This window comes from Undibacterium sp. Xuan67W, from assembly GCF_049340165.1.
In the GTDB taxonomy this organism is placed as follows: Bacteria; Pseudomonadota; Gammaproteobacteria; order Burkholderiales; family Burkholderiaceae_D; genus Undibacterium.
Map to the genome: position 1 here is coordinate 25,306 of NZ_JBMPPN010000018.1, position 18,308 is coordinate 43,613.

Here is an 18,308-nt window from a genome sequence, read left to right on the forward strand (position 1 = left end):
TTATGTCAAATTTATTTCGAGATTTTATTAAATAATTCGAGATTTATCGCTTTTCTTCTCTTTTTCGTCTTATTTCAGCAATACGACTATCAAATGCTCGTCGATTTATTGCAGGGAAACTTATATCAGCTAGTGTTTGTGATAGTCCCCCCATCATTTCTTGTTTTACCATTTCCTTTACAATTTCTTCAATTGTTGGCCTGACCGCACCAAAAGGGTCTTCATCATCGTAAAAAAATCTTGTTATAGATACTCCCATTGCGTGAGACAAAAGTTTTATTTCACGATAGCCAGGTAGTGAGTCTGCATTTTCATAACGAGATATAGCCACTTTGGAAACGCCAGCGCCTTCAGGATCTGCCATTTTAGTTAATTCACTAAGTTCATCGAGTGTCAAAGTGAGTGAAGTTCTGAATCGTCTAATCCGTAGGCCGCACTGGATAGCTTCTGCTTTCTTGTTATCAAAGTCTCCCGACTCAATTGCTGGCGCAACAAAAAAATTGGACGAAGGTTGCTGGCTTTCGGTCTTATTAAGTTCGCTGGTATCTAATTGAGTATTTTGATTTGAGTTTTCTATTTTTTTAGGCATATTTCAAAACGTTTTTGTATGATTTGACAAAGTACATATATCCATGAAGACCCGCATAATAACTAGGTTTTGGTAGCACTAGCACACTTGAAAACATTAGTTACTCAGCATGGCACTTTCGACGATTTTCAGCAACAAAATATCTTTTTAAAATCATTTTTTATTCATTTACTAGATATCGTTGCCTTTGCCTATACCACCTCAAAATACGCAACTCACCGTGAACAACGCGGTAATTTACTGTATGGCCAGTTTGTGGAATTGCGTAACGTCGTACGCATGGCATCGCAGTAAATGTTCCCATACCTGGCTGAATCGTTAATAGTGACATGGACTTTTCAACGCGTTGCAAGACCAAACGAGCCGTTCCAATATCTTCATTTTCGATACGCTCTAATGTCTCTAAGAATGCTTTCTGAGCACTGGCTGACCAAATGATCGAAAGATCATGTATCGACTCAGACACGTTTTGATGCGCTCTTGAGCTGTTTTTTTGCTGCTTGTATCACGCTGGCATGACTCACACTTTCACCCCGAGAGAACTCACGGTCAGCATCAATACTTTCAGCAATATCTTCCTCGCAAACTGCAAAGCCATCACGCAACACAAAGCGCAGCATCGCTTGCGGCGTGCGGCCAGCGCTCGCAGCCAAGCGTTCAAGGCGCTTCTGATCTGTCTTAGTAAGAGTCGTGTGCTGAATCTCAGCATGTGCAGTGAGCGAGCTAGTCATGATTTATTCCTTATGATCCAAGGATGCCATCATACCGCATGCTCTCCCGTGCGACAAAATCGACTACTCAGGAGCCTAAAAAATCGTTCTACAATTCAAAAACACACCGCGCCAGCAATGGCTTTCAAGCTATAATGAAAAGGTGTTTTGTAGAAGCAATTTGAATTAAGTTATTGTTTTATATGAAAAGTTGGAATGCTTGAAAATCCTTGTGTCGGTGGTTCGATTCCGCCCCGGGCCACCAAGTACATGAAGGGTTAGAGCCGTAGTAGGCACTAACCCTTTTTTGTGTTTTGTGTACGGCTTGTGTACGGCTTGTGTACGGCTTGTGTACGGCTTGTGTACGGCAACAAATACAATCAGGCATATCTGCGTGCGCTCCCTATTCATCATTTTGAGCACAAATAAACCAAAATATTAATCTGGTATGAGTTTCGGCTTTGTCGTAAGCTCCGTAAGTTAATTTTACTTATGGAAATATCATGTCAAACAAGAGCCCGGCCGAGATTGCATATCACTTAAATGCGCTTTACAACACAGCATTTGATAATAAGAGCTGCGGTAATTACTCTCTTTCCAAGGAATCTTTTCGTTCTCTATCAGGTAGAAGTAGACTTGAGGCTGGTCACATTCGTAAAGTTGCAGACGAATTACTCGAAACTCATGGAATTGTACTTATCGAATTAAATGATTCTTTTTGCATCACACTTGAATCATTACTCCTTAAATGGCGAAAAGTACCAAAGGGTGTTTTGTCAAAACAAGCAAAACGTCGAATTGACCTCGCCCCCACTAAAAGCAAAACCGTTGTTTCGCCGACAGCAGCATGGCCGTTTCCAACAGGGACTAGAAAAGCTTGAGTTTTTAGGAAAAGTGCGTTTTCAAAATTCACCCTTTAGGGTTTCGAATCTCATTTCGTTAAATGGCTTTTAAAAAACGATTAAATAAAAAAATGGAGCAAACACAATTTCAAAATGTTTGCCCCCAAAGCCCACCCAATGACTAGGATGAGCACCCGAAAAACTGTTAATCAATACTTCTCATTAAGGCGCTTGTGACACCCTGCTACCGTGACAACAAAACTACTGGCAGAAGGCTCATCAATGGCTTCAAGTGCGTCGGCTGGCAGTTGATCCAGAATGGCTTTGTCGGCGTCCGTTACCGTGCCAGCCTCAATTCGCTCTGCGAGTGGATATAGAAGGTCTTCAAAATCTACAGTGCGAGTTGGAACCCATATGATTGCCGCGACGTGTTCTTTTGATCGAACGTTATAGCCTTCTCGCACTGGCGGAAGCGCGATGTGCAAGGCGTCAAACAGTCGACCAAAGGCAGCGGAATGCTTAACTTGAGCGGCTTTTTCAGCGCGCTCAGCCAATTGCTTCTCCATACTGGCCATGCGCCTATGTAAAGTATCGAGGCGTCTTTGTGTGATTTTATTCATTATTCTTTCCTTCAACGGTGAGTAATTCGAGTACGGCGATGCGATCAGCCAAAGAATCTACTTCAACTATTTTGGATAAAGTACCCAAAGCGGCCAACAGTTGCGCGGCTTGCGATGGTGCCAGTGTTCCATTAGAGGCCGCTGACAGCACGGCATCAGCTTTAGCTGTCAACGTGCCACCCTCCGGCAATTGCAGCGCTACAGCCTGCTCAATGGCTCGCACTGGCGGCAATACGCGCTCAAGCAATAGACGTGCGGCTTGTGAGTCACCATTCTTTGCCATGACTACCAACGTCTCAATAATCGACGGCACATGCTTTTCAATGGCGGCGCGCAACTTACCCACCTTTCCAACGCCCGGCATGCGGCCTTTCGGGTTCCCTGATTGCCCCGGCATAAATCGGTTATGTGGTTTTTTATCCATGAGTCCTCCTGCTTAATTCCTGCATGATCAGGTCAATTAACTGCCAACAGTTATATGAACAGTTGGCAATCCTTTTTTTAGCTGTAGATATTTGATACTGCGTTATTTACAGCGTCCAAGGCATCAGGAACATCCTCACCTTCATCGTCAATCGGATAGCCGCCACCCATTGCCGCAATCTGCAAAGGATCAAGAGTTTTCCCAAGTTTCATATTGCGTTTGGCAGATGCCGCTGATGCCGCCAGAATCGTGTGTAGTTCGATTGCTGAATGAAGCTCCTGTGCCATGTCTGGTAAAGACCGAGCACCTCGAACAGTTCTACCAAGCTCAATCGTGTCTGCGTCCAATAGAGGGGCAAACTGGCTGGCATTTTCAACTGCAATGCAACTGGCGTCATCCTCGCCAGATTCGCAAAGTTGGATATATCGAACTGGACGGTTTAGGTTGTCAATATTGGCAAATGCTGCTCTTGCCTCTACTGCTCGTAGTTCTGTAATCAGGGTGGCATCAGCGCCGCTTGCTGCCTTTCTTAAGGCATTTGTGCTAGAGACCATACTTGCATTCAATGAAGCCAACAGCGGCTTGGTTAATGCGTCCAATGCAGAGATTGACTTCGTAGACTGTGCCAGTAGTGCGCTGGCTCTGCCTTGAGTTGAAAGGTCTCCGTTTTGGTTAATGCTTGAGACTGCGTTATTGAATGAATCGACAAAAGTAAGTATTCCGTCTATGCCTGACTTTACTTGTTCCTTTAACGCCTTTGCTGTACTGGCATTATCAATGCCTTTGTAATACATGGTTTGTAGAATTGTGTCGAATGATGGATTAGTCATGATGTGATTCCTTTAAGTGGATTAAATTACTTAGGTCGTGCTATTTGGACTGCTCTAAATTCCCCCTATACATGGCTACATATAAAGGAGTTTAAATTTTGAACAGGGAACATCTATTTCTTAATATTTCAAGAATTGACCGGAGAGCCAATACCAGAGCCACTTTTCAATAAGTAATTCCTTGTTCAAAATCTGAACCATATCTACAACCCCATGTTCACTTTCTGAACTTTAAATTTTGTCTTTAGGTTCAGTTATTGAACTAATACAGTTCAGATTTTGAACAGGGATATTTTTCCTTCCCTGTTTAGATAATTGTTTTTTCCTCCCTTCGGCAATAAGTAATTCAACACCGTCACGCAAGGCAATTTCTGCATCGCGTACCGACTGAAATTTCATGTAATCGTGCGTTGCCTTCATCGGCTGAATTCCTTTTTTTGGAAAACTAAACACTTCCAAATCTGTGAACCTGTAAAGAGTGCAAACTCTCGTCTTTTGCTTCAAACCTCCCATTCGAGTCACAGCTATAAATCCCATGACACGAAGCTCGTAGAGAGCTCTCGAAATCGTTGCTGACGATGTAAATCCTTTGTGCCTTAGGTCTGGCAGCACGGCACTTACATCCCCGTTATTACTTCCGTTAAGCAAACTCCGGAGGGCGAAATACAATGCTATCGCTGAGAAACTCAGCACTCTATAAGCTGGGGAATTAAGCAAAGTGCAGTAAATACGGATATGCTTTCCGTTTGGATCTACGGGTTTTTTATGAGCCATGTTTAGATATTTCCAAACCAAAAATAGCGCTTTACTCGAACTGTCTTATCGAAGCGAGTTTTAACTTCTTCCCATTCGCCGCAAATGAGCATTCCTTGATTGCGTAGCGCGCTTACTGTGCTTGGCAAAACATGGTCGCCGTACGCCTCTGCTTCAAATCGGTTTAAACCTCTTGGTCGCTTCAGAAGGCGCAATGTTTTCGCTTGCTTAGTATCGGATTTCATATCTAAACCCGATCAATTGATACACCACCGAAAACATTAGATTCGATGAAATTTTCAATATCGCTATTTCTGTAGCGGACTAAGCGTCCAACTTTAACGAAGGGAAGTATTTCAGGCTTGGTACAGCGCCAGTTCGATAACGTTTGACGTGATATTTGAAGTAAATCAGCGGTCTGATTTTCTGTGAAAAGTTCCATAAGTCACCCCTGTAAATTCCCGCATTTGCGATGTGCTTGCGGTATAGGGGTGAACTCTACTTACTAAGTGTTTTTTGAAATAGTTAGTCAGCCAGCAGACTAACTATTTAAAGGTCTGGGAACATTAGCGCCAAATCTGGGTTATTGGCTCGGAATGCGGCCCACTGTTTTTTTGCAGAATCAATCTCTTTTTCTTCTTTGCGCCATTTTCGCAAGTAGGACTTGGCGGTAGAAAAGACAACTGGTGCAAGCCTAGCTGCGGCTTGGTCTTGTGTAAATTTCGGTACTGCGTGCTTGATGTGCGTCTCCCATTCAGTCCGGGCAAGTAACTCTTCTTTGGCGTCATCAGTATGTCTTGCCCGTGCGGCAGATAATGCCTTTTCACGTATCGCATTAATTGTTCCGTGAGCTTCGCCAGCCTCAAAAACAGCCTGAACAAGCGACTTGAACGCTTTCGCACAATCACCCGCGCTTAGTCCAATACGAGCAATTCCAGCGTGCTGCGTAGCGCTTGCTAGTCGAGCAAGGTGAGAGTCCGCGCACTCTGAGAGAACAGTCGACCATTGATTAGAAGACAAAATCAGCCGATTATCAATTATCAGTTCAAGCATTGCGGCTTGTGTTTTGTATTTTGCTGGCTGGTCCGCGATTAAGTCGAGCAAGCACTGATCCACTAGAGCCAATTCTGCTTGCAACAGACCAGTTATGCCCGCAACATCGGGATTCAATGTAGCACCCGAGACTGTTGTTCTTTGTATTCATCCATCAATGAAATCTGCGCTGTGTCTGGCTCGGCAAAGCCGCCGTCAACCAAACCATTGCGCCAGCCGTGATGGTAGGCGCGGGACTTTGTATTATCGGGTTCAGCGCCGTTTTCCATTCCGTGCCAATAGCCATCCATTGACTCTCTTGGATCGAGCATTCTGGCTTCAGCTAAACTGCTGATTGGTTGAAATTCGCTCTTTTTGACAATCTTCATTTCTAATTTCCCTTGTGATTAAACGGACGTTGAACAGTCGTTGAGCGCTCGTTATCCAACTGAGTAACCGTTGCCAATGGCGCGTCATTGTTGGCAATTTCCGAAAGAATAAAATCCTCATACCTCTGTAAAAGCATTCGCAACATGTCCAAGGGACGGCGCTTGTAATGTTGTTCTGTAACGCCGCCCGGCTTATGCCCAATAATCTGTTTTACCGCGCCATCAGGAAGCTCAGCCCACTCCGCCAATGTTGTAAAACTTCGCCGCAGATCATGGCTAGATAAGCGTATTCCTGTTATTTTCTCGATTCGATCAATATGTTTTGCTGGCTCTACCATGCGACCAGACTTGCTCGTTTCACTTGCAAATACCCAGTCGCTACTTTGCGGCAATGTGGCAAGCATGGCTCTCACTTCTACTGTCAATGGTATGCAACGATCATCACCATTTTTGGTATCAACAAACGTGCAACTATTCCACCGAAGATCCACGTTTGCCCATTTCAATGAAAGAGCCTCTTCCCGGCGCGCGCCCGTCAGCAATAAAAATCTAAGATATGTCCGTGCGGTTTCATTTTCCAGTTCCGCGCTTGCAGCCCACCATGAGTCAATCTGACCACGTTCTAAACAGCGAATTCTTTCATTGATTTCATGCATTTTCCCGGTCAAGACTTCGACCGGGTTCTCGGTTATCGCACCTAAAAATTCATCATTTTTCAACATCCAATTAAGCACTGCTCGTATCGACCGCATTGCTTGATTGGCCTGTGCGACCCCCAATCTCGCAATAAGTACACGGTAAGAGGCTTTTATCGACTCTTTGGTTATTTGACGAATTGGCTTATTCGCCCATGTTACGAAGGTTTTATCTAAATGCTTGCGGTAATCGCGCACTGTGAGCGGCTTAAGCGGCCTTATATCGCTTGCACGCGAGTCTAAGTAGGCGTTCCACACTTCTCGCAATGTAATCGTCCCTGCGCGCTTTTTAATGGCTTCCGCCTGTATCGCGGCCTTTTTAGTCTTTGCCAAAATCCGTGGATCATTGCCGACATTGCATTCAGCATCAAGAGCAGTGGCTTTTTGTTCCGCCTGACCAACCGGCATTTCAGGGAAAAGGCCAATGCGCGTTCTGATTTTTCGTCCGGCAAACTCTCGTTCAAAGTGCCAAGTTTTGCTTATCTTGCCCTCGGTGCGACGATCAATCCGAAGAAACAATCTGGTGCTACCATGCCGAACTCGAACGACCTGTCCGGCTTCACCTTCCATTTTCTCTATGTCTTTTTTCGTCAATTTTATTTGCATGATGAATTCCTGTGTACGGCTTGTGTACGGCAATAGGTGAAACATTAGGTATATTGCGGGAATTTCCACGAACTGTCAATGATGTAACTAATTGATTTCATTGACTATATTTAAGGTGGCGGTATATTGAAGTATCTTCGAGAAAGAAAATATTTAGGATTGAAAATCCTTGTGTCGGTGGTTCGATTCCGCCCCGGGCCACCAAGTATTAAAGCCGTTTAACAAAGAAATTTGTTAAACGGCTTTTTTTGCATCCCCGTCCCAACAAACAAATTTGTCACATCACACCCCACTTTCTATTTTCACAAGCTAGATGCATACTCGGCACCTAGCCAGCACACTTCCTCCGCAGCAAAATCACCTGGAAAATTCCATGACAAAGCGTTTCGTTTTGCTCTTTTTTCTTTTGGTTGTCAGCCTGACCGTATGGGCTGATCCTGGTTATTATGTGGTGACGGTGTATGACAACAAGGACGAGAAATCGCTTGATTACCGGTATTGGACGGTCAATCGCGCCAACGGTGCGCAGACAATCTGGCCCGAGCTGGGGTTTGGGTATGGCGTTACTGCGCGTTGGTATACCGAGCTATATGCGAGCGCTATCGGGACGTCGAAATCAGACCTTAAACTTAGCACCTGGAACTGGCAGAACGATTATCAGTTGACGCAGGGACAGTATCCGTTCGACCTCGCTTTACACACTAACTTTATTCGTCCGCATGATACTGCCGAAGGGTATACGTATGAATTTGGCCCTGCGTTGCAAACGGATATTGGTAAGGTGCGTTTGAACGGTAATGTTTTTTTTGAGCATAGCTTTGCGTCAGAAGAATCTTATGGCAACGGACAAGCTAATGCGACGCAAATGAAATATCAGTGGCAGGTAAAATACCGCTGGATACCGGCCTTGCATATTGGTTTGCAGGGATTTGGCGAACTCGGCGACTGGGATCATTGGGCGTCGCGTAATCAGCAGTCGCATCGTATCGGGCCTGCTTTATTTGGGTCATTTGAACTGATGCCCTCAACTAAATTTGCTTATCAGGCCGCATATCTGAAGGGCTCTGTTTATGGCAAACATGCTGACATGTTCACGATGCGTTTGCAGCTTCTGTTTTAACTGTGATCGTCATTCCACCACCTCGCTAATTCAGCACCGAACATCCTTTTGGAGAAACTATATGAGTGTACGTTTGTCGTCTTTCGCTGTTGTATTCCATGTGGCTCAACAATTTATTCTTGGCGTCTCGCTGATAACCATATCGGCCATCAGTATATCCGGCGAGACTCCCCAACCTCTGATCGCGGTGAAAGCGGCGCACATGTTGAATGTCAACGACGGCACTTTCATTGACCATGCCATCGTACTGATACGTGGCGATAAAATTATCGCCGCTGGTAACAAGGTGAAAATTCCTGAAACAGCGCAAATCATTGACCTAGGAGATAAAACACTGCTACCCGGCCTGATCGATATGCATACGCATCTGACGGCAGATCCCGAGAACAGCGGCTACTCTAGTATTGCACTGTCCGTACCCAGACAGACCTTGATCGGCGCACGCAATGCCCGGCTCACCCTGAATGCAGGATTTACTACGGTTCGCGATGTTTATGCCGAGGCTTACTCGGATGTTGGCTTGCGTGACGCGATCAATGCGGGGGACATCCCTGGCCCGAGGATGATGGCATCTGGTCCTGGCATGGGAATTACGGGTGGTCATTGCGACGATACGATGCACGCGCCGGAATATCGCCTGACATCTGGCGGTACTGCGGATGGTGTTGCGGCCGTCATGCAAAAAACCCGCGAAATCATCAAGTACGGCGCCAGTGTAATCAAGATTTGTGCAACCGGCGGCGTACTTTCATTTGGAGACGATCCCAAAGCATCGCAATATACGCTGGAAGAGATGAAAACTATCGTCGGCGAGGCTCATCGATTAGGTAAAAAAGTGGCAGCACATGCTCACGGTGGCGACGGTATCAGGCTTGCCGTATTGGCTGGCGTGGATTCAATTGAACACGGCTCCTACATCGATGACGAAGGTAGCAAGCTGATGAAGGAACATAAGACCTGGCTAGTGCCGACCTTGTATCTTGGCGACTGGCTCATCCAGCATGCAGAAGAAATCAAATTGCCTAAAGCTTTGCTAGAAAAAGCCAAAATCGTTCTGCCAGATGCGCGCAAGCATGTCGCTCGCGCAGTAAGTCTGGGCGTACCGATTGCGTTTGGTACCGATGCTGGCGTGTATCCACACGGCCTGAATGCGAGAGAGTTTGCTGTGTATGTGCAAATCGGCATGACGCCCATTCAGGCGATCAGATCAGCGACCGTTAACGCATCAAAGCTACTTGGCTGGGAAGATCAGGTAGGCTCGATTGATGTCGGAAAATTTGCCGACATGATCGCAGTAGATGGAAATCCGTTAGAAGATGTGACTGAGTTAGAACGGGTTAAATGGGTGATGAAAGCTGGTGCGGTTATCAGATAATCTCATCAGATTCGCTTAATAGAACTGCTTAAAAATACGCCTGCTTGGACACTTAGTTACTTAAAGTTATCTAATTATTTAGTTACTTGGCAAATTAGTTGCGGTGCAAATAGTTTTACATTCATGATGATTAAAACAGATAGCTCACCATCTGATTGATCATCATGCCTCCGGCCATCAACCACACAAAAAGTGCTCCGCCCAGCAATAATGGTTTGCTGCCGACCTTGCGTATCATACTAAGATTCGTGCTCAAACCTAAGGCAACCATTGCCATCGACAATAAACACATATCCACCTGCTGAATCACATTAAGCCAATGCTTGGGTATTGTCAGAATCGAATTGATTGCAACCATCAAAACAAAAACAAATGCAAACCAGGGAACACTGATGGCCTGCGTCTGTTTCTGATGAGGCATTGCCGATTGATCAGAAGACACTCTCTTTTTTGACAAAGCCAGTGATAATAAAAACAGAAACGGCGCCAGCATCATAACTCGCCCCATCTTCGCAACAATGGCTGTATGTTCAGCCTGATCACCTGCTGCGTGAGCAACGGCGACAACTTGTGCGACATCATGAACTGTCGAGCCTGCAAAAACACCAAAAAATTCTGCCCTAACAGAGACCAGATGCAAAGACAGATTCCAATGGTATAAGAAGGGATAGAGCAAGGTTGCCATCATGCCAAACACCACCACGGTAGAGATTGCTACACTGACCTCTTCCGGTTTAGCGCTGACGATATTCTCTGTTGCCATGATCGCTGCCGCGCCACAAATAGAACTCCCGGCACCGATTAAGATTGCTGTATTTTTATCTAGCCCCAGCAACTTCATTCCAAGAAAAATACTCAGGCCAAAAGTAGTGCTCAGAACCAGCGCATCAATCAAAAAACCACTGATGCCGACGTCTGCCAGGTCCTGAAAATTTAAGCGAAACCCATACAACACGATCCCCAGACGTAGTAAATGATGCTTTGAAAAGCGAATACCTTGTGCGGATTGAGCCGCACAAGCAATGACGGTCGTGTTACCAGCAGCGATACCTGCAAAAATTGCCAGGCTCAACACGCCAAGGCCATGCTCAGTCAACCAGGAGAATTGACCTAGCGATACTGCAACAGCACTAATCATTGCGACTAGCAATAGTCCGGGAAGATATGTCCGAACAAGCGCTACGAACAATTGATGTCGATGTAAGCAATTAGCGATACGCATGGATCTTATTGCGCTGGGAGAGTGAAATATGTGAGACATAGTGAGCTTCTGATTGGTGCAGCATAATTTTTGAGTGATCAAACAGATCAAGATAACGCGCAGTGTATGCCACCTCAATTAATTGATAAAACAATTCATTTATCTATAATCAAGCTGTAAAATAGGTATTTATTTTGTACAACCACCCTGCGTCCAAATGCGTCTGACCTTAAGGCAACTACAGATTTTTCTGGCCATCGCCCAAACTGGCAGCACATCGGCTGCCGCTGATGAGGTTAATCTGTCGCAATCTGCTACCAGTGCCGCGTTAAATGAACTTGAGCATGGATTGGAGATCAGTCTGTTTGACCGCATCGGCAAGCGTCTCCAGCTCAATGACAATGGTCGTTTGCTACAGCCTCAGGCAAATCAACTGCTTGATGCTGCACGCGTGATTGAGCAGCAATTTAGCCCGGGCTTCGCGCAATCCGGTGCAGGATTGCGACTAGGTGCAAGCACTACTGTGGGCATTTACGTGTTGCCCGCCATTCTCGCTAAAACACACTCCGACTCGATGAGCTATCCGAATGTGACGATTGCCAACACGGCAGACATTGCGCATGCCGTCGCGAATTTCGATCTGGATCTCGGTTTGATAGAAGGTCCTTGCCATCAGGAAGAACTTTACGCAGAGCGCTGGATCAACGATGAACTCATTATTGTCTGTGCGCCAAAACATCCCATCCTGAATGCTGGTGTTGAAGTAAAAGTGCCCCTCAAGAATTTACGCAGTGCTCAATGGTTGCTGAGAGAACCAGGTTCGGGAACGCGTGAGACAGTGGAGCAAGCGCTGTTACCCCATTTGCATCATCTGAATTGTATCGGCGAATTCGGCAACTCGGAGGCAATTAAATATGCCGCAGCCGAGGGACTGGGCATCGCTTGCTTATCACGCCGCGTTGTTGCGGATTTATTGAGCATGCGTAAAGTGGTCGAGGTAAAAACCACGCTTCCTAAACTTGAAAGAAATTTTTATCTGATTCATCACAGACATAAAATACTATCTGCGCGCCTGCAAGACTTTTTAACATCGTGCCGCAAGATGTCCGCATCAGATAAGTCTATCCGGACCGAACACAAACAGGAATAATGCAACATCTTCCTACCGATTGATCGCTACCCGTCAGCATGACAGCCATAGATGACTGCTACGAATAGCGGTCTTAAGTCAGTGCACAACCTTTCAGAAAATATTTAACCAGCATCACCCATGACCATACAAATTAACAAAGAAATTAAAGCCTATATTGATCCGCTGACAACCCATGAATATGAGGCACTGGAACGTAGCATTTTGCGCGAGGGCTGTCGTGATGCCCTGATCTTATGGGGTGATACGCTAATCGACGGCCATAACCGTTATGCAATTTGTCAGCAACACAATTTGCCTTATAAAACAATACAAAATACTTCACTCGATAGTATGGAAGATGTCATTCTCTGGCTGATCGATAACCATATCGGACGTCGCAGCGTCACGGATTTTCAGCGTGGCATGCTGGCATTACGCAAAAAAGAAATTGTCGCCGCACGCAATAAGCCAGCGAGCGACAATACGGCACCAGCGCCCGATGAAAACACGGAACCAAAGACAAAAAATACGCGCGAAGACATCGCCAAATCCGCCGGAATCAGCAGCAATGCTGTCACGCAAATTGAGAAAATTCAGAAGGCGGCAAGCCCCGCATTAGTCAATGCGGTCCGCGCTGGAACCATCTCTATCAGCGCCGCCGCGGCTATTGCCTCCTTACCGGAGGCGCAACAAGCCGACGCCGTCGCAGGCGGTCGTAAAGAGTTACAACAGGCCGCCAGACGTGCGCGCGAGATCAAAGCAGCAAGCCGGCCTGTCAAAATAGTAAAAAATGAAGCTCCGGAACATAGCACTTCACAAGACGATGCTCAGGTGCAAAGTATGGATAGTATTCCTCGCGCCTCAGCGGCTCTTGCGGATCCCGCCGACATCGCAGTACTGCAACAAAAAATAGCCGAACTGCATGCCGAGAATATGGCTCTTAAAGCGCGCGTTGCAGAACTGACCTTGGTTTTAAACGCTGACTAAGGCACTCGTCGCGACGACAAAAACGACAGATCGGCTCGATAATTTGCATAGGTTTTTGAAAAAAATTCTCCGGCAAAGACAATTGCCAGCCTATTTTTTAATCGGATTGCAAGCGGATTTCGCTTATTTTTTTTGCAGTTTTAGCGAGACTTAGACCACAACGACAGGGATAAGTCTTTTACAATAGCCGTTATTCTTTCGCCTGTTCAGACCGTCGCATTGCCACCTTACTGATTATTTACTATGCAAAATAGCCTGACGCACAAGCCTGTTGAAATAAAAATTTCTACCGTTGTCGCCGTTGCGATTATTTTGCATGCCGCGCCCATCGCTACGCTGGAAGCCGCTTTGAAGCAAATGACAGCGGGTACGCCAGATTTTTTTGACGACGAGTTTGCCGTCATCGATGTAGAAAATATCGCCTCAGAAAAACTAGACTGGCCAGCACTGATCAGTTTATTTAAATCGTTTGGACTCAATCCGGTCGCCGTACGCAATGCGCAGGAAAGCGATTACAGCACAATACGCAGCCACGGCCTGAGTATCGACGTGGTCAGCAAGCCACGTCCAGAGTTCACCAGCCCGACTCCGGTTACGACAGCGACTGCAGTGGAAATCGTCGCTGAGAAACCTGTTCCCGCGACAGCACCACAAATTATCCATAGCAATACACCGGCAATGGTGATCGACACACCGGTGCGTGCGGGGCAGCGTATTTACGCGCGCGGGGCAGATCTGATCATTACCGCATCGGTCAATAATGGCGCTGAGGTCATTGCTGACGGAAGCATTCATATTTACGCACCCTTGCGCGGGCGTGCTCTGGCTGGTGCTACGGGCAATACCGATGCGCGTATTTTTGCACTGTCAATGGAGGCTGAATTGGTCTCTATTGCAGGGATCTACCGCACGTTTGATGATGGCTTTCCGGCATTGCTGCCTAACCATCCCGTACAAATCAAGCTGATTGGTGACAGTATTGAAGTATCATCCGTAAAATCAGCTGGTTAATTATTTAACATCATTCCATCACCGCTATCAGTAGTTTGATTGCTCGAAAATTAAAGGAGTTCTTTGTGGCAAGAATCATCGTTGTGACATCCGGTAAGGGCGGCGTAGGAAAAACGACTTCCAGTGCCAGCTTTGCGTCTGGCCTCGCCATGCGGGGACACAAAACCGCCGTACTCGATTTTGACGTGGGTCTGCGTAATCTGGATTTGATCATGGGCTGCGAACGGCGTGTCGTCTATGATTTAGTCAATGTCATCAGCGGCGAAGCAAGCCTGAATCAGGCACTGATCAAGGACAAGCATTGCGATAATTTGTTTATCCTGCCGGCCTCGCAAACCCGCGACAAGGACGCGCTGACAGAAGAAGGCGTTGAGCGTGTCTTAACGGATCTCGCCAAAATGGATTTTGAATACATCATCTGTGACTCGCCTGCCGGTATTGAGCGCGGTGCAGTCATGGCACTGACATTTGCCGACGAGGCGATCGTTGTGACTAACCCAGAGGTGTCTTCCGTACGTGACTCCGACCGTATTCTGGGCATCATTCAAGCGAAGTCAAAACGCGCGCAGGAAGGCGGCGAGCCAGTGAAAGAACATCTGCTGATCACCCGCTACTCGCCAAAACGTGTTGAGGCTGGTGAGATGCTGTCCTACACGGACGTGCAGGAAATTTTGCGCATTCCCCTGATCGGTGTGATTCCAGAATCAGAAGCGGTGCTGCATGCATCAAATCAAGGTAATCCGGCCATCCATATGAAGGGAAGCGATGTGTCGGATGCGTACGAAGATGTGATTTCACGTTTTCTCGGTCAAGAAGTGCCCCTGCGTTTTATCAATTATGAAAAACCAGGTCTGCTGCAACGGATTTTTGGAGGTAAGTAATATGGCCTTGCTATCTTTTCTATTCAACAACAAACCTAAGAGCGCCAATACCGCCAAAGAACGTCTGCAAATCATCATTGCGCGTGAGCGTACAAGTCGTGAAGGGTATGATTTTTTACCTGCTTTGCGAGAAGAGCTGATCGCTGTGATTTCCAAATACACCAAAGTCAACGCAGACGATATCAAAGTTTCACTGGATCGCCAGGGTAATCTGGAAGTACTGGATGTGAATGTCGTCTTGCCTGATGCAGAGCTACGGAGTTAATGCACCAACGCCAGGGCGGCAGATAGTGTTAACCGCTCTGGTGTAATCTGGCGCAACGATGTGATTCATCGATAAATCATCCCGTTATAAAGTCCAAGTTCAATCCCAGTCCAACCTCTCCCAGGCTCTTATTCATTTATCATCCGCACGGATATATCAATGACAGCAAACGTTTGCGATCGCTTGACAGATATTCAAGACAATAATTTCTATACAGAAATATTTAGTCGTTTTTATGTGCCAAAAAGCTATTAAAATGAAGGAAATGCCTATTTTTTTTGCTCATTCTTTCCAGCTTGCCTAAAATCATTCTTGTGTTAGGTACAATGCTGTATCTTTACTATTTTACGATTGTTCAACCCCAATCTGCGTGCCCTTATGAGAATTGCTGTACTGGACGATGACAATAATCTGCTTGAGCTGGTATGCACCATCTTGAATGCGGCTGGTCATACTTGCCACCCGTTCCTGAGTGGCAAGGACATGTTGCATAATTTGCGTCGCGATAGTTACGATATGCTGATCCTTGACTGGCAAGTACCGGATTTAAGCGGCACAGAGATTCTTCATTGGGTCAGAGAAAAGCTGTCACCTAACCTGCCGGTACTCTTCATGACCAGCCGCTCTGGCGAAGACGATATCGTCGCTGGCCTTGCTGCTGGTGCAGATGACTATATGATCAAACCAGTACGACGCAGCGAACTCGTAGCGCGCGTACAGGCACTCTTGCGCCGCGCCTACCCTTCGCAAACGGTCTCAGAGCATCTGCAATTCGGCATCTACAAATTTGAAACACGTGCGGGCCGCGTCAGCATCAATGATGTCCCCGTCGAAATGACACAAAAAGAATTCGATCTCGCGCTGCTTCTGTTCCGCAACCTCGGACGTCCCTTATCAAGGGCTTATATTCTTGAAGCGGTCTGGTCGCGAGACATTGACATCCCTTCGCGCACGATGGATACCCATATTTCACGGGTACGCAGTAAGCTGGAATTACGACCTGAAAATGGCTACCGGCTCGCACCAGTCTATAGTTATGGCTATCGCCTCGAGCAGGTAACAGCCGAGTAATATCCTGCCAGACTCACTTAGCGGCTTAGTTGTGCGAGTCTGGTAGCAGTCCCTTCAGGAGTTTTCATGTTGACCATCTTACGCCTGTCGCTGACGCGCACATTACTTCTATCCTTGATTCTCAGTTCTATGGCAGCCCCAGCTAACGCTGCCAGATCTGTCACGAGCAAAGGTGAACCTGGCTCCGTCCTCAGCACACCGCCCAACATGACTTACTTTGCGTCCGAGGGTGACACACTGTCGTCCATCGCCAAACGCTTTACAGAAAAAACGCAAAACTGGTCGATACTCGGCAAAGTCAATCACATATCGAATGACCGCACTATTCCGGTAGGGTCATTAATTTTGATTCCATTTGAGTTGCTGCCGGAAGACCCTAGCGAAGCCAAAGTCTTAGCGCTGGCAGGCAGCTCCATAGCAAAGACATCGAACGGAACGGAAAGCCCGGTTTCACTTGGCAATGTGTACAAAGAGGGCACCCAAATCACTACCGGTAAAAATGGATTCCTGACGCTCGTGCTCCCGGACGATTCACGCATCTCCATCCCGTCGAATAGCCAGGTCACACTGAGCAGATTGCGTATGACCAAATATACGCAAAGCCCGCGTACTGAGATCGCGTTATTGCAAGGACGGGTCGAGTCCAAAGTCACGCCGCTGGAATCGAATAAAGGCCGCTTTGAAGTAAGATCGCCACTCGCGGTGGCGGGTGTGCGCGGCACACATTTTCGGGTTGGCGTCAATGACGATGGCATTACCAACGAGGTCTTGTCAGGCGGGGTTGCCGTCGGGAATGCAAAAAAACCGAACACGCTGGTACTGCCAGCGGGTAAAGGAAATGTGATTAGTCAGGAAGGCGTAGGCAAACCGGTTGATTTATTGCCAGCGCCTGCTTTGGTCAGCGGTTATCAGCTACAGGATCGCCCAACTATTGTATTTACTCTCGATAAGACAAAAGAAGCTGCGAGTTATCACCTGCAAATAGCCAACGATGCACAAGCACAAAACATCGTGATGGAAGCACGCTCTGCAGATAACCGTTTTAAATTTGACGGTCTGCCTGACGGCAATTACTTCGTACGCGCCAGTGCGATCGATACGCTCGGCCTTGAAGGCTTACCGCTGACACAGGCGTTCACATTAAAAGCACGTCCGGAACCGCCATTCAACGTACAACCAAAAGCCAAGTTACGCGCAGAAAAAGTTGATTTTGTCTGGACCGAATCTGCCGATGCCAAGGCCTACCATTTACAAGTCAGCAGCGACGCCTCGTTTAAACAAATCATTCTCGATCAAACCGATATCAAAGAAGTACAGTTCAGCGCCGACAAGATCACTAATGGCAAATATTACTGGCGTGTCGCAACGATTGCTCAAGTGAATGGCAAAGCCGATCAGGGCCCTTACAGTGATGTACAAGCATTTACCCTGATGTCACCACAGACCATGAATGCGCCAGCCGATGATGGCGGCAACCAATTGTCATTCAATTGGCCATCCGAACCAGGCCAAAAGTTCCTGATTCAAATCGCCCGTGATGCGACATTCAAAGATGTCTATCTGTCCAAAGAACTGGATCAGGTAGAGTTACGCATTCCCCGCCCTGATTCAGGGCTGTATTTCATTCGAGTGCGTGCCACCGATGCGGATGGTTATGTCGGTGCCTTCACTGCCACGCAAAAGTTGACCATTTTTACCCGCTGGACCACCAGTAGTGGAGAACCGATTCAATCCGGCAGCGGCATCGTCAAGCCAGGATTTTAAGACTTAACACC

General features: G+C 46.8%; 23 protein-coding genes and 1 tRNA gene. 11 read left to right on the plus strand and 13 right to left on the minus strand.

The window, feature by feature from the left end:
• Nucleotides 1-43 precede the first annotated feature (43 nt).
• From ACO0LE_RS15140 to ACO0LE_RS15150, 3 genes are all read right to left on the minus strand, one after another.
• Entirely contained in the window at nt 44-589 is a 546-nt protein-coding gene (locus tag ACO0LE_RS15140; RefSeq protein ID WP_422961190.1) for a helix-turn-helix domain-containing protein, read from the minus strand.
• 160 nt (nt 590-749) lie between these two features.
• On the minus strand, nt 750-1,055 hold the full coding sequence (locus ACO0LE_RS15145; protein ID WP_422961191.1) for a type II toxin-antitoxin system RelE/ParE family toxin: 306 nt from the start codon (nt 1,053-1,055) through the stop codon (nt 750-752).
• Nucleotides 1,048-1,320, minus strand: a complete 273-nt coding sequence (locus ACO0LE_RS15150; protein WP_422961192.1) for a hypothetical protein — start codon at nt 1,318-1,320, stop codon at nt 1,048-1,050. Before ACO0LE_RS15150 ends, ACO0LE_RS15145 begins: the two co-directional genes overlap by 8 nt.
• A gap of 482 nt (nt 1,321-1,802) precedes the next feature.
• Between ACO0LE_RS15150 and ACO0LE_RS15155 the strand changes: the two genes are divergently transcribed.
• The gene (locus tag ACO0LE_RS15155; RefSeq protein WP_422961193.1) at nt 1,803-2,180 is read left to right on the plus strand and encodes a hypothetical protein; all 378 of its coding nucleotides are present in this window, start codon (nt 1,803-1,805) and stop codon (nt 2,178-2,180) included.
• Between the two features lie 170 nt (nt 2,181-2,350).
• On the opposite strand, the gene ACO0LE_RS15160 is transcribed toward ACO0LE_RS15155, so the two are convergent.
• From ACO0LE_RS15160 to ACO0LE_RS15200, 9 genes are all read right to left on the minus strand, one after another.
• Nucleotides 2,351-2,761: a hypothetical protein gene (locus tag ACO0LE_RS15160; RefSeq protein WP_422961194.1), complete on the minus strand. Its 411-nt coding sequence runs from the start codon at nt 2,759-2,761 to the stop codon at nt 2,351-2,353.
• Complete coding sequence (locus tag ACO0LE_RS15165) at nt 2,754-3,185, minus strand: DUF5681 domain-containing protein (protein ID WP_422961195.1); 432 nt, start codon at nt 3,183-3,185, stop codon at nt 2,754-2,756. Before ACO0LE_RS15165 ends, ACO0LE_RS15160 begins: the two co-directional genes overlap by 8 nt.
• A 77-nt stretch (nt 3,186-3,262) precedes the next feature.
• A complete protein-coding gene (locus ACO0LE_RS15170; protein ID WP_422961196.1) occupies nt 3,263-4,015 on the minus strand; it encodes a hypothetical protein in 753 nt (250 codons plus the stop codon).
• Nucleotides 4,016-4,246: 231 nt separating this feature from the next.
• Nucleotides 4,247-4,789: a hypothetical protein gene (locus ACO0LE_RS15175; protein WP_422961197.1), complete on the minus strand. Its 543-nt coding sequence runs from the start codon at nt 4,787-4,789 to the stop codon at nt 4,247-4,249.
• 2 nt (nt 4,790-4,791) lie between these two features.
• Nucleotides 4,792-5,013: a hypothetical protein gene (locus tag ACO0LE_RS15180; protein ID WP_422961198.1), complete on the minus strand. Its 222-nt coding sequence runs from the start codon at nt 5,011-5,013 to the stop codon at nt 4,792-4,794.
• A gap of 2 nt (nt 5,014-5,015) precedes the next feature.
• Nucleotides 5,016-5,210 carry a helix-turn-helix domain-containing protein gene (locus ACO0LE_RS15185; protein ID WP_422961199.1) on the minus strand — a complete coding sequence of 65 codons (195 nt, stop codon included), beginning with the start codon at nt 5,208-5,210 and terminating at the stop codon, nt 5,016-5,018.
• Nucleotides 5,211-5,317: 107 nt separating this feature from the next.
• A complete protein-coding gene (locus ACO0LE_RS15190; protein WP_422961200.1) occupies nt 5,318-5,938 on the minus strand; it encodes a hypothetical protein in 621 nt (206 codons plus the stop codon).
• Entirely contained in the window at nt 5,935-6,189 is a 255-nt protein-coding gene (locus ACO0LE_RS15195; RefSeq protein ID WP_422961201.1) for a hypothetical protein, read from the minus strand. Before ACO0LE_RS15195 ends, ACO0LE_RS15190 begins: the two co-directional genes overlap by 4 nt.
• A 2-nt stretch (nt 6,190-6,191) precedes the next feature.
• Nucleotides 6,192-7,490 (minus strand): tyrosine-type recombinase/integrase, encoded by a 1,299-nt coding sequence (locus tag ACO0LE_RS15200; protein ID WP_422961202.1) that lies wholly within the window; start codon nt 7,488-7,490, stop codon nt 6,192-6,194.
• Nucleotides 7,491-7,607: 117 nt separating this feature from the next.
• On the opposite strand from ACO0LE_RS15200, the gene ACO0LE_RS15205 reads away from it, so the two are divergent.
• The 3 genes from ACO0LE_RS15205 to ACO0LE_RS15215 all read left to right on the plus strand — a co-directional run bounded on the left by ACO0LE_RS15205 (nt 7,608) and on the right by ACO0LE_RS15215 (nt 9,985).
• A tRNA-Phe gene (locus tag ACO0LE_RS15205) sits at nt 7,608-7,694 on the plus strand.
• Between the two features lie 169 nt (nt 7,695-7,863).
• Nucleotides 7,864-8,610: a hypothetical protein gene (locus ACO0LE_RS15210; protein WP_422961203.1), complete on the plus strand. Its 747-nt coding sequence runs from the start codon at nt 7,864-7,866 to the stop codon at nt 8,608-8,610.
• 61 nt (nt 8,611-8,671) lie between these two features.
• Entirely contained in the window at nt 8,672-9,985 is a 1,314-nt protein-coding gene (locus tag ACO0LE_RS15215; RefSeq protein WP_422961204.1) for an amidohydrolase family protein, read from the plus strand.
• A gap of 130 nt (nt 9,986-10,115) precedes the next feature.
• Here the strand turns inward: ACO0LE_RS15215 and ACO0LE_RS15220 are convergent, their stop codons facing one another.
• Nucleotides 10,116-11,246, minus strand: a complete 1,131-nt coding sequence (locus tag ACO0LE_RS15220) for a YeiH family protein (RefSeq protein WP_422961205.1) — start codon at nt 11,244-11,246, stop codon at nt 10,116-10,118.
• Between the two features lie 157 nt (nt 11,247-11,403).
• On the opposite strand from ACO0LE_RS15220, the gene ACO0LE_RS15225 reads away from it, so the two are divergent.
• From ACO0LE_RS15225 to ACO0LE_RS15255, 7 genes are all read left to right on the plus strand, one after another.
• A complete protein-coding gene (locus ACO0LE_RS15225; RefSeq protein WP_422961206.1) occupies nt 11,404-12,336 on the plus strand; it encodes a LysR family transcriptional regulator in 933 nt (310 codons plus the stop codon).
• A gap of 120 nt (nt 12,337-12,456) precedes the next feature.
• A complete protein-coding gene (locus ACO0LE_RS15230) occupies nt 12,457-13,305 on the plus strand; it encodes a hypothetical protein (RefSeq protein ID WP_422961207.1) in 849 nt (282 codons plus the stop codon).
• Between the two features lie 243 nt (nt 13,306-13,548).
• Nucleotides 13,549-14,316: a septum site-determining protein MinC gene (gene minC, locus ACO0LE_RS15235; protein ID WP_422961208.1), complete on the plus strand. Its 768-nt coding sequence runs from the start codon at nt 13,549-13,551 to the stop codon at nt 14,314-14,316.
• Nucleotides 14,317-14,381: 65 nt separating this feature from the next.
• Nucleotides 14,382-15,197, plus strand: a complete 816-nt coding sequence (minD, locus tag ACO0LE_RS15240) for a septum site-determining protein MinD (protein ID WP_422957289.1) — start codon at nt 14,382-14,384, stop codon at nt 15,195-15,197.
• A 1-nt stretch (nt 15,198) separates the two neighbouring features.
• Nucleotides 15,199-15,462: a cell division topological specificity factor MinE gene (gene minE / locus ACO0LE_RS15245; RefSeq protein ID WP_422961209.1), complete on the plus strand. Its 264-nt coding sequence runs from the start codon at nt 15,199-15,201 to the stop codon at nt 15,460-15,462.
• A gap of 378 nt (nt 15,463-15,840) precedes the next feature.
• Nucleotides 15,841-16,533, plus strand: coding sequence for a response regulator transcription factor (locus ACO0LE_RS15250; protein ID WP_422961210.1), 693 nt, complete (start codon nt 15,841-15,843; stop codon nt 16,531-16,533).
• Nucleotides 16,534-16,599: 66 nt separating this feature from the next.
• On the plus strand, nt 16,600-18,297 hold the full coding sequence (locus ACO0LE_RS15255) for a FecR domain-containing protein (RefSeq protein ID WP_422961211.1): 1,698 nt from the start codon (nt 16,600-16,602) through the stop codon (nt 18,295-18,297).
• Nucleotides 18,298-18,308: the final 11 nt, after the last annotated feature.

What these genes read in the sequence shown, in the direction of transcription:
- ACO0LE_RS15165 (WP_422961195.1), bottom strand. Translation starts at nt 3,185, where the DNA reads ATGGATAAAAAACCACATAACCGATTTATGCCGGGGCAATCAGGGAAC.
- ACO0LE_RS15225 (WP_422961206.1), top strand. Translation starts at nt 11,404, where the DNA reads ATGCGTCTGACCTTAAGGCAACTACAGATTTTTCTGGCCATCGCCCAA.
- ACO0LE_RS15195 (WP_422961201.1), bottom strand. Translation starts at nt 6,189, where the DNA reads ATGAAGATTGTCAAAAAGAGCGAATTTCAACCAATCAGCAGTTTAGCT.
- ACO0LE_RS15185 (WP_422961199.1), bottom strand. Translation starts at nt 5,210, where the DNA reads ATGGAACTTTTCACAGAAAATCAGACCGCTGATTTACTTCAAATATCA.
- ACO0LE_RS15160 (WP_422961194.1), bottom strand. Translation starts at nt 2,761, where the DNA reads ATGAATAAAATCACACAAAGACGCCTCGATACTTTACATAGGCGCATG.
- ACO0LE_RS15200 (WP_422961202.1), bottom strand. Translation starts at nt 7,490, where the DNA reads ATGCAAATAAAATTGACGAAAAAAGACATAGAGAAAATGGAAGGTGAA.
- ACO0LE_RS15155 (WP_422961193.1), top strand. Translation starts at nt 1,803, where the DNA reads ATGTCAAACAAGAGCCCGGCCGAGATTGCATATCACTTAAATGCGCTT.
- ACO0LE_RS15255 (WP_422961211.1), top strand. Translation starts at nt 16,600, where the DNA reads ATGTTGACCATCTTACGCCTGTCGCTGACGCGCACATTACTTCTATCC.
- minE (WP_422961209.1), top strand. Translation starts at nt 15,199, where the DNA reads ATGGCCTTGCTATCTTTTCTATTCAACAACAAACCTAAGAGCGCCAAT.
- ACO0LE_RS15175 (WP_422961197.1), bottom strand. Translation starts at nt 4,789, where the DNA reads ATGGCTCATAAAAAACCCGTAGATCCAAACGGAAAGCATATCCGTATT.
- ACO0LE_RS15140 (WP_422961190.1), bottom strand. Translation starts at nt 589, where the DNA reads ATGCCTAAAAAAATAGAAAACTCAAATCAAAATACTCAATTAGATACC.
- ACO0LE_RS15230 (WP_422961207.1), top strand. Translation starts at nt 12,457, where the DNA reads ATGACCATACAAATTAACAAAGAAATTAAAGCCTATATTGATCCGCTG.
- ACO0LE_RS15215 (WP_422961204.1), top strand. Translation starts at nt 8,672, where the DNA reads ATGAGTGTACGTTTGTCGTCTTTCGCTGTTGTATTCCATGTGGCTCAA.
- ACO0LE_RS15250 (WP_422961210.1), top strand. Translation starts at nt 15,841, where the DNA reads ATGAGAATTGCTGTACTGGACGATGACAATAATCTGCTTGAGCTGGTA.
- ACO0LE_RS15210 (WP_422961203.1), top strand. Translation starts at nt 7,864, where the DNA reads ATGACAAAGCGTTTCGTTTTGCTCTTTTTTCTTTTGGTTGTCAGCCTG.
- ACO0LE_RS15180 (WP_422961198.1), bottom strand. Translation starts at nt 5,013, where the DNA reads ATGAAATCCGATACTAAGCAAGCGAAAACATTGCGCCTTCTGAAGCGA.
- minC (WP_422961208.1), top strand. Translation starts at nt 13,549, where the DNA reads ATGCAAAATAGCCTGACGCACAAGCCTGTTGAAATAAAAATTTCTACC.
- ACO0LE_RS15220 (WP_422961205.1), bottom strand. Translation starts at nt 11,246, where the DNA reads ATGTCTCACATATTTCACTCTCCCAGCGCAATAAGATCCATGCGTATC.
- ACO0LE_RS15170 (WP_422961196.1), bottom strand. Translation starts at nt 4,015, where the DNA reads ATGACTAATCCATCATTCGACACAATTCTACAAACCATGTATTACAAA.
- ACO0LE_RS15150 (WP_422961192.1), bottom strand. Translation starts at nt 1,320, where the DNA reads ATGACTAGCTCGCTCACTGCACATGCTGAGATTCAGCACACGACTCTT.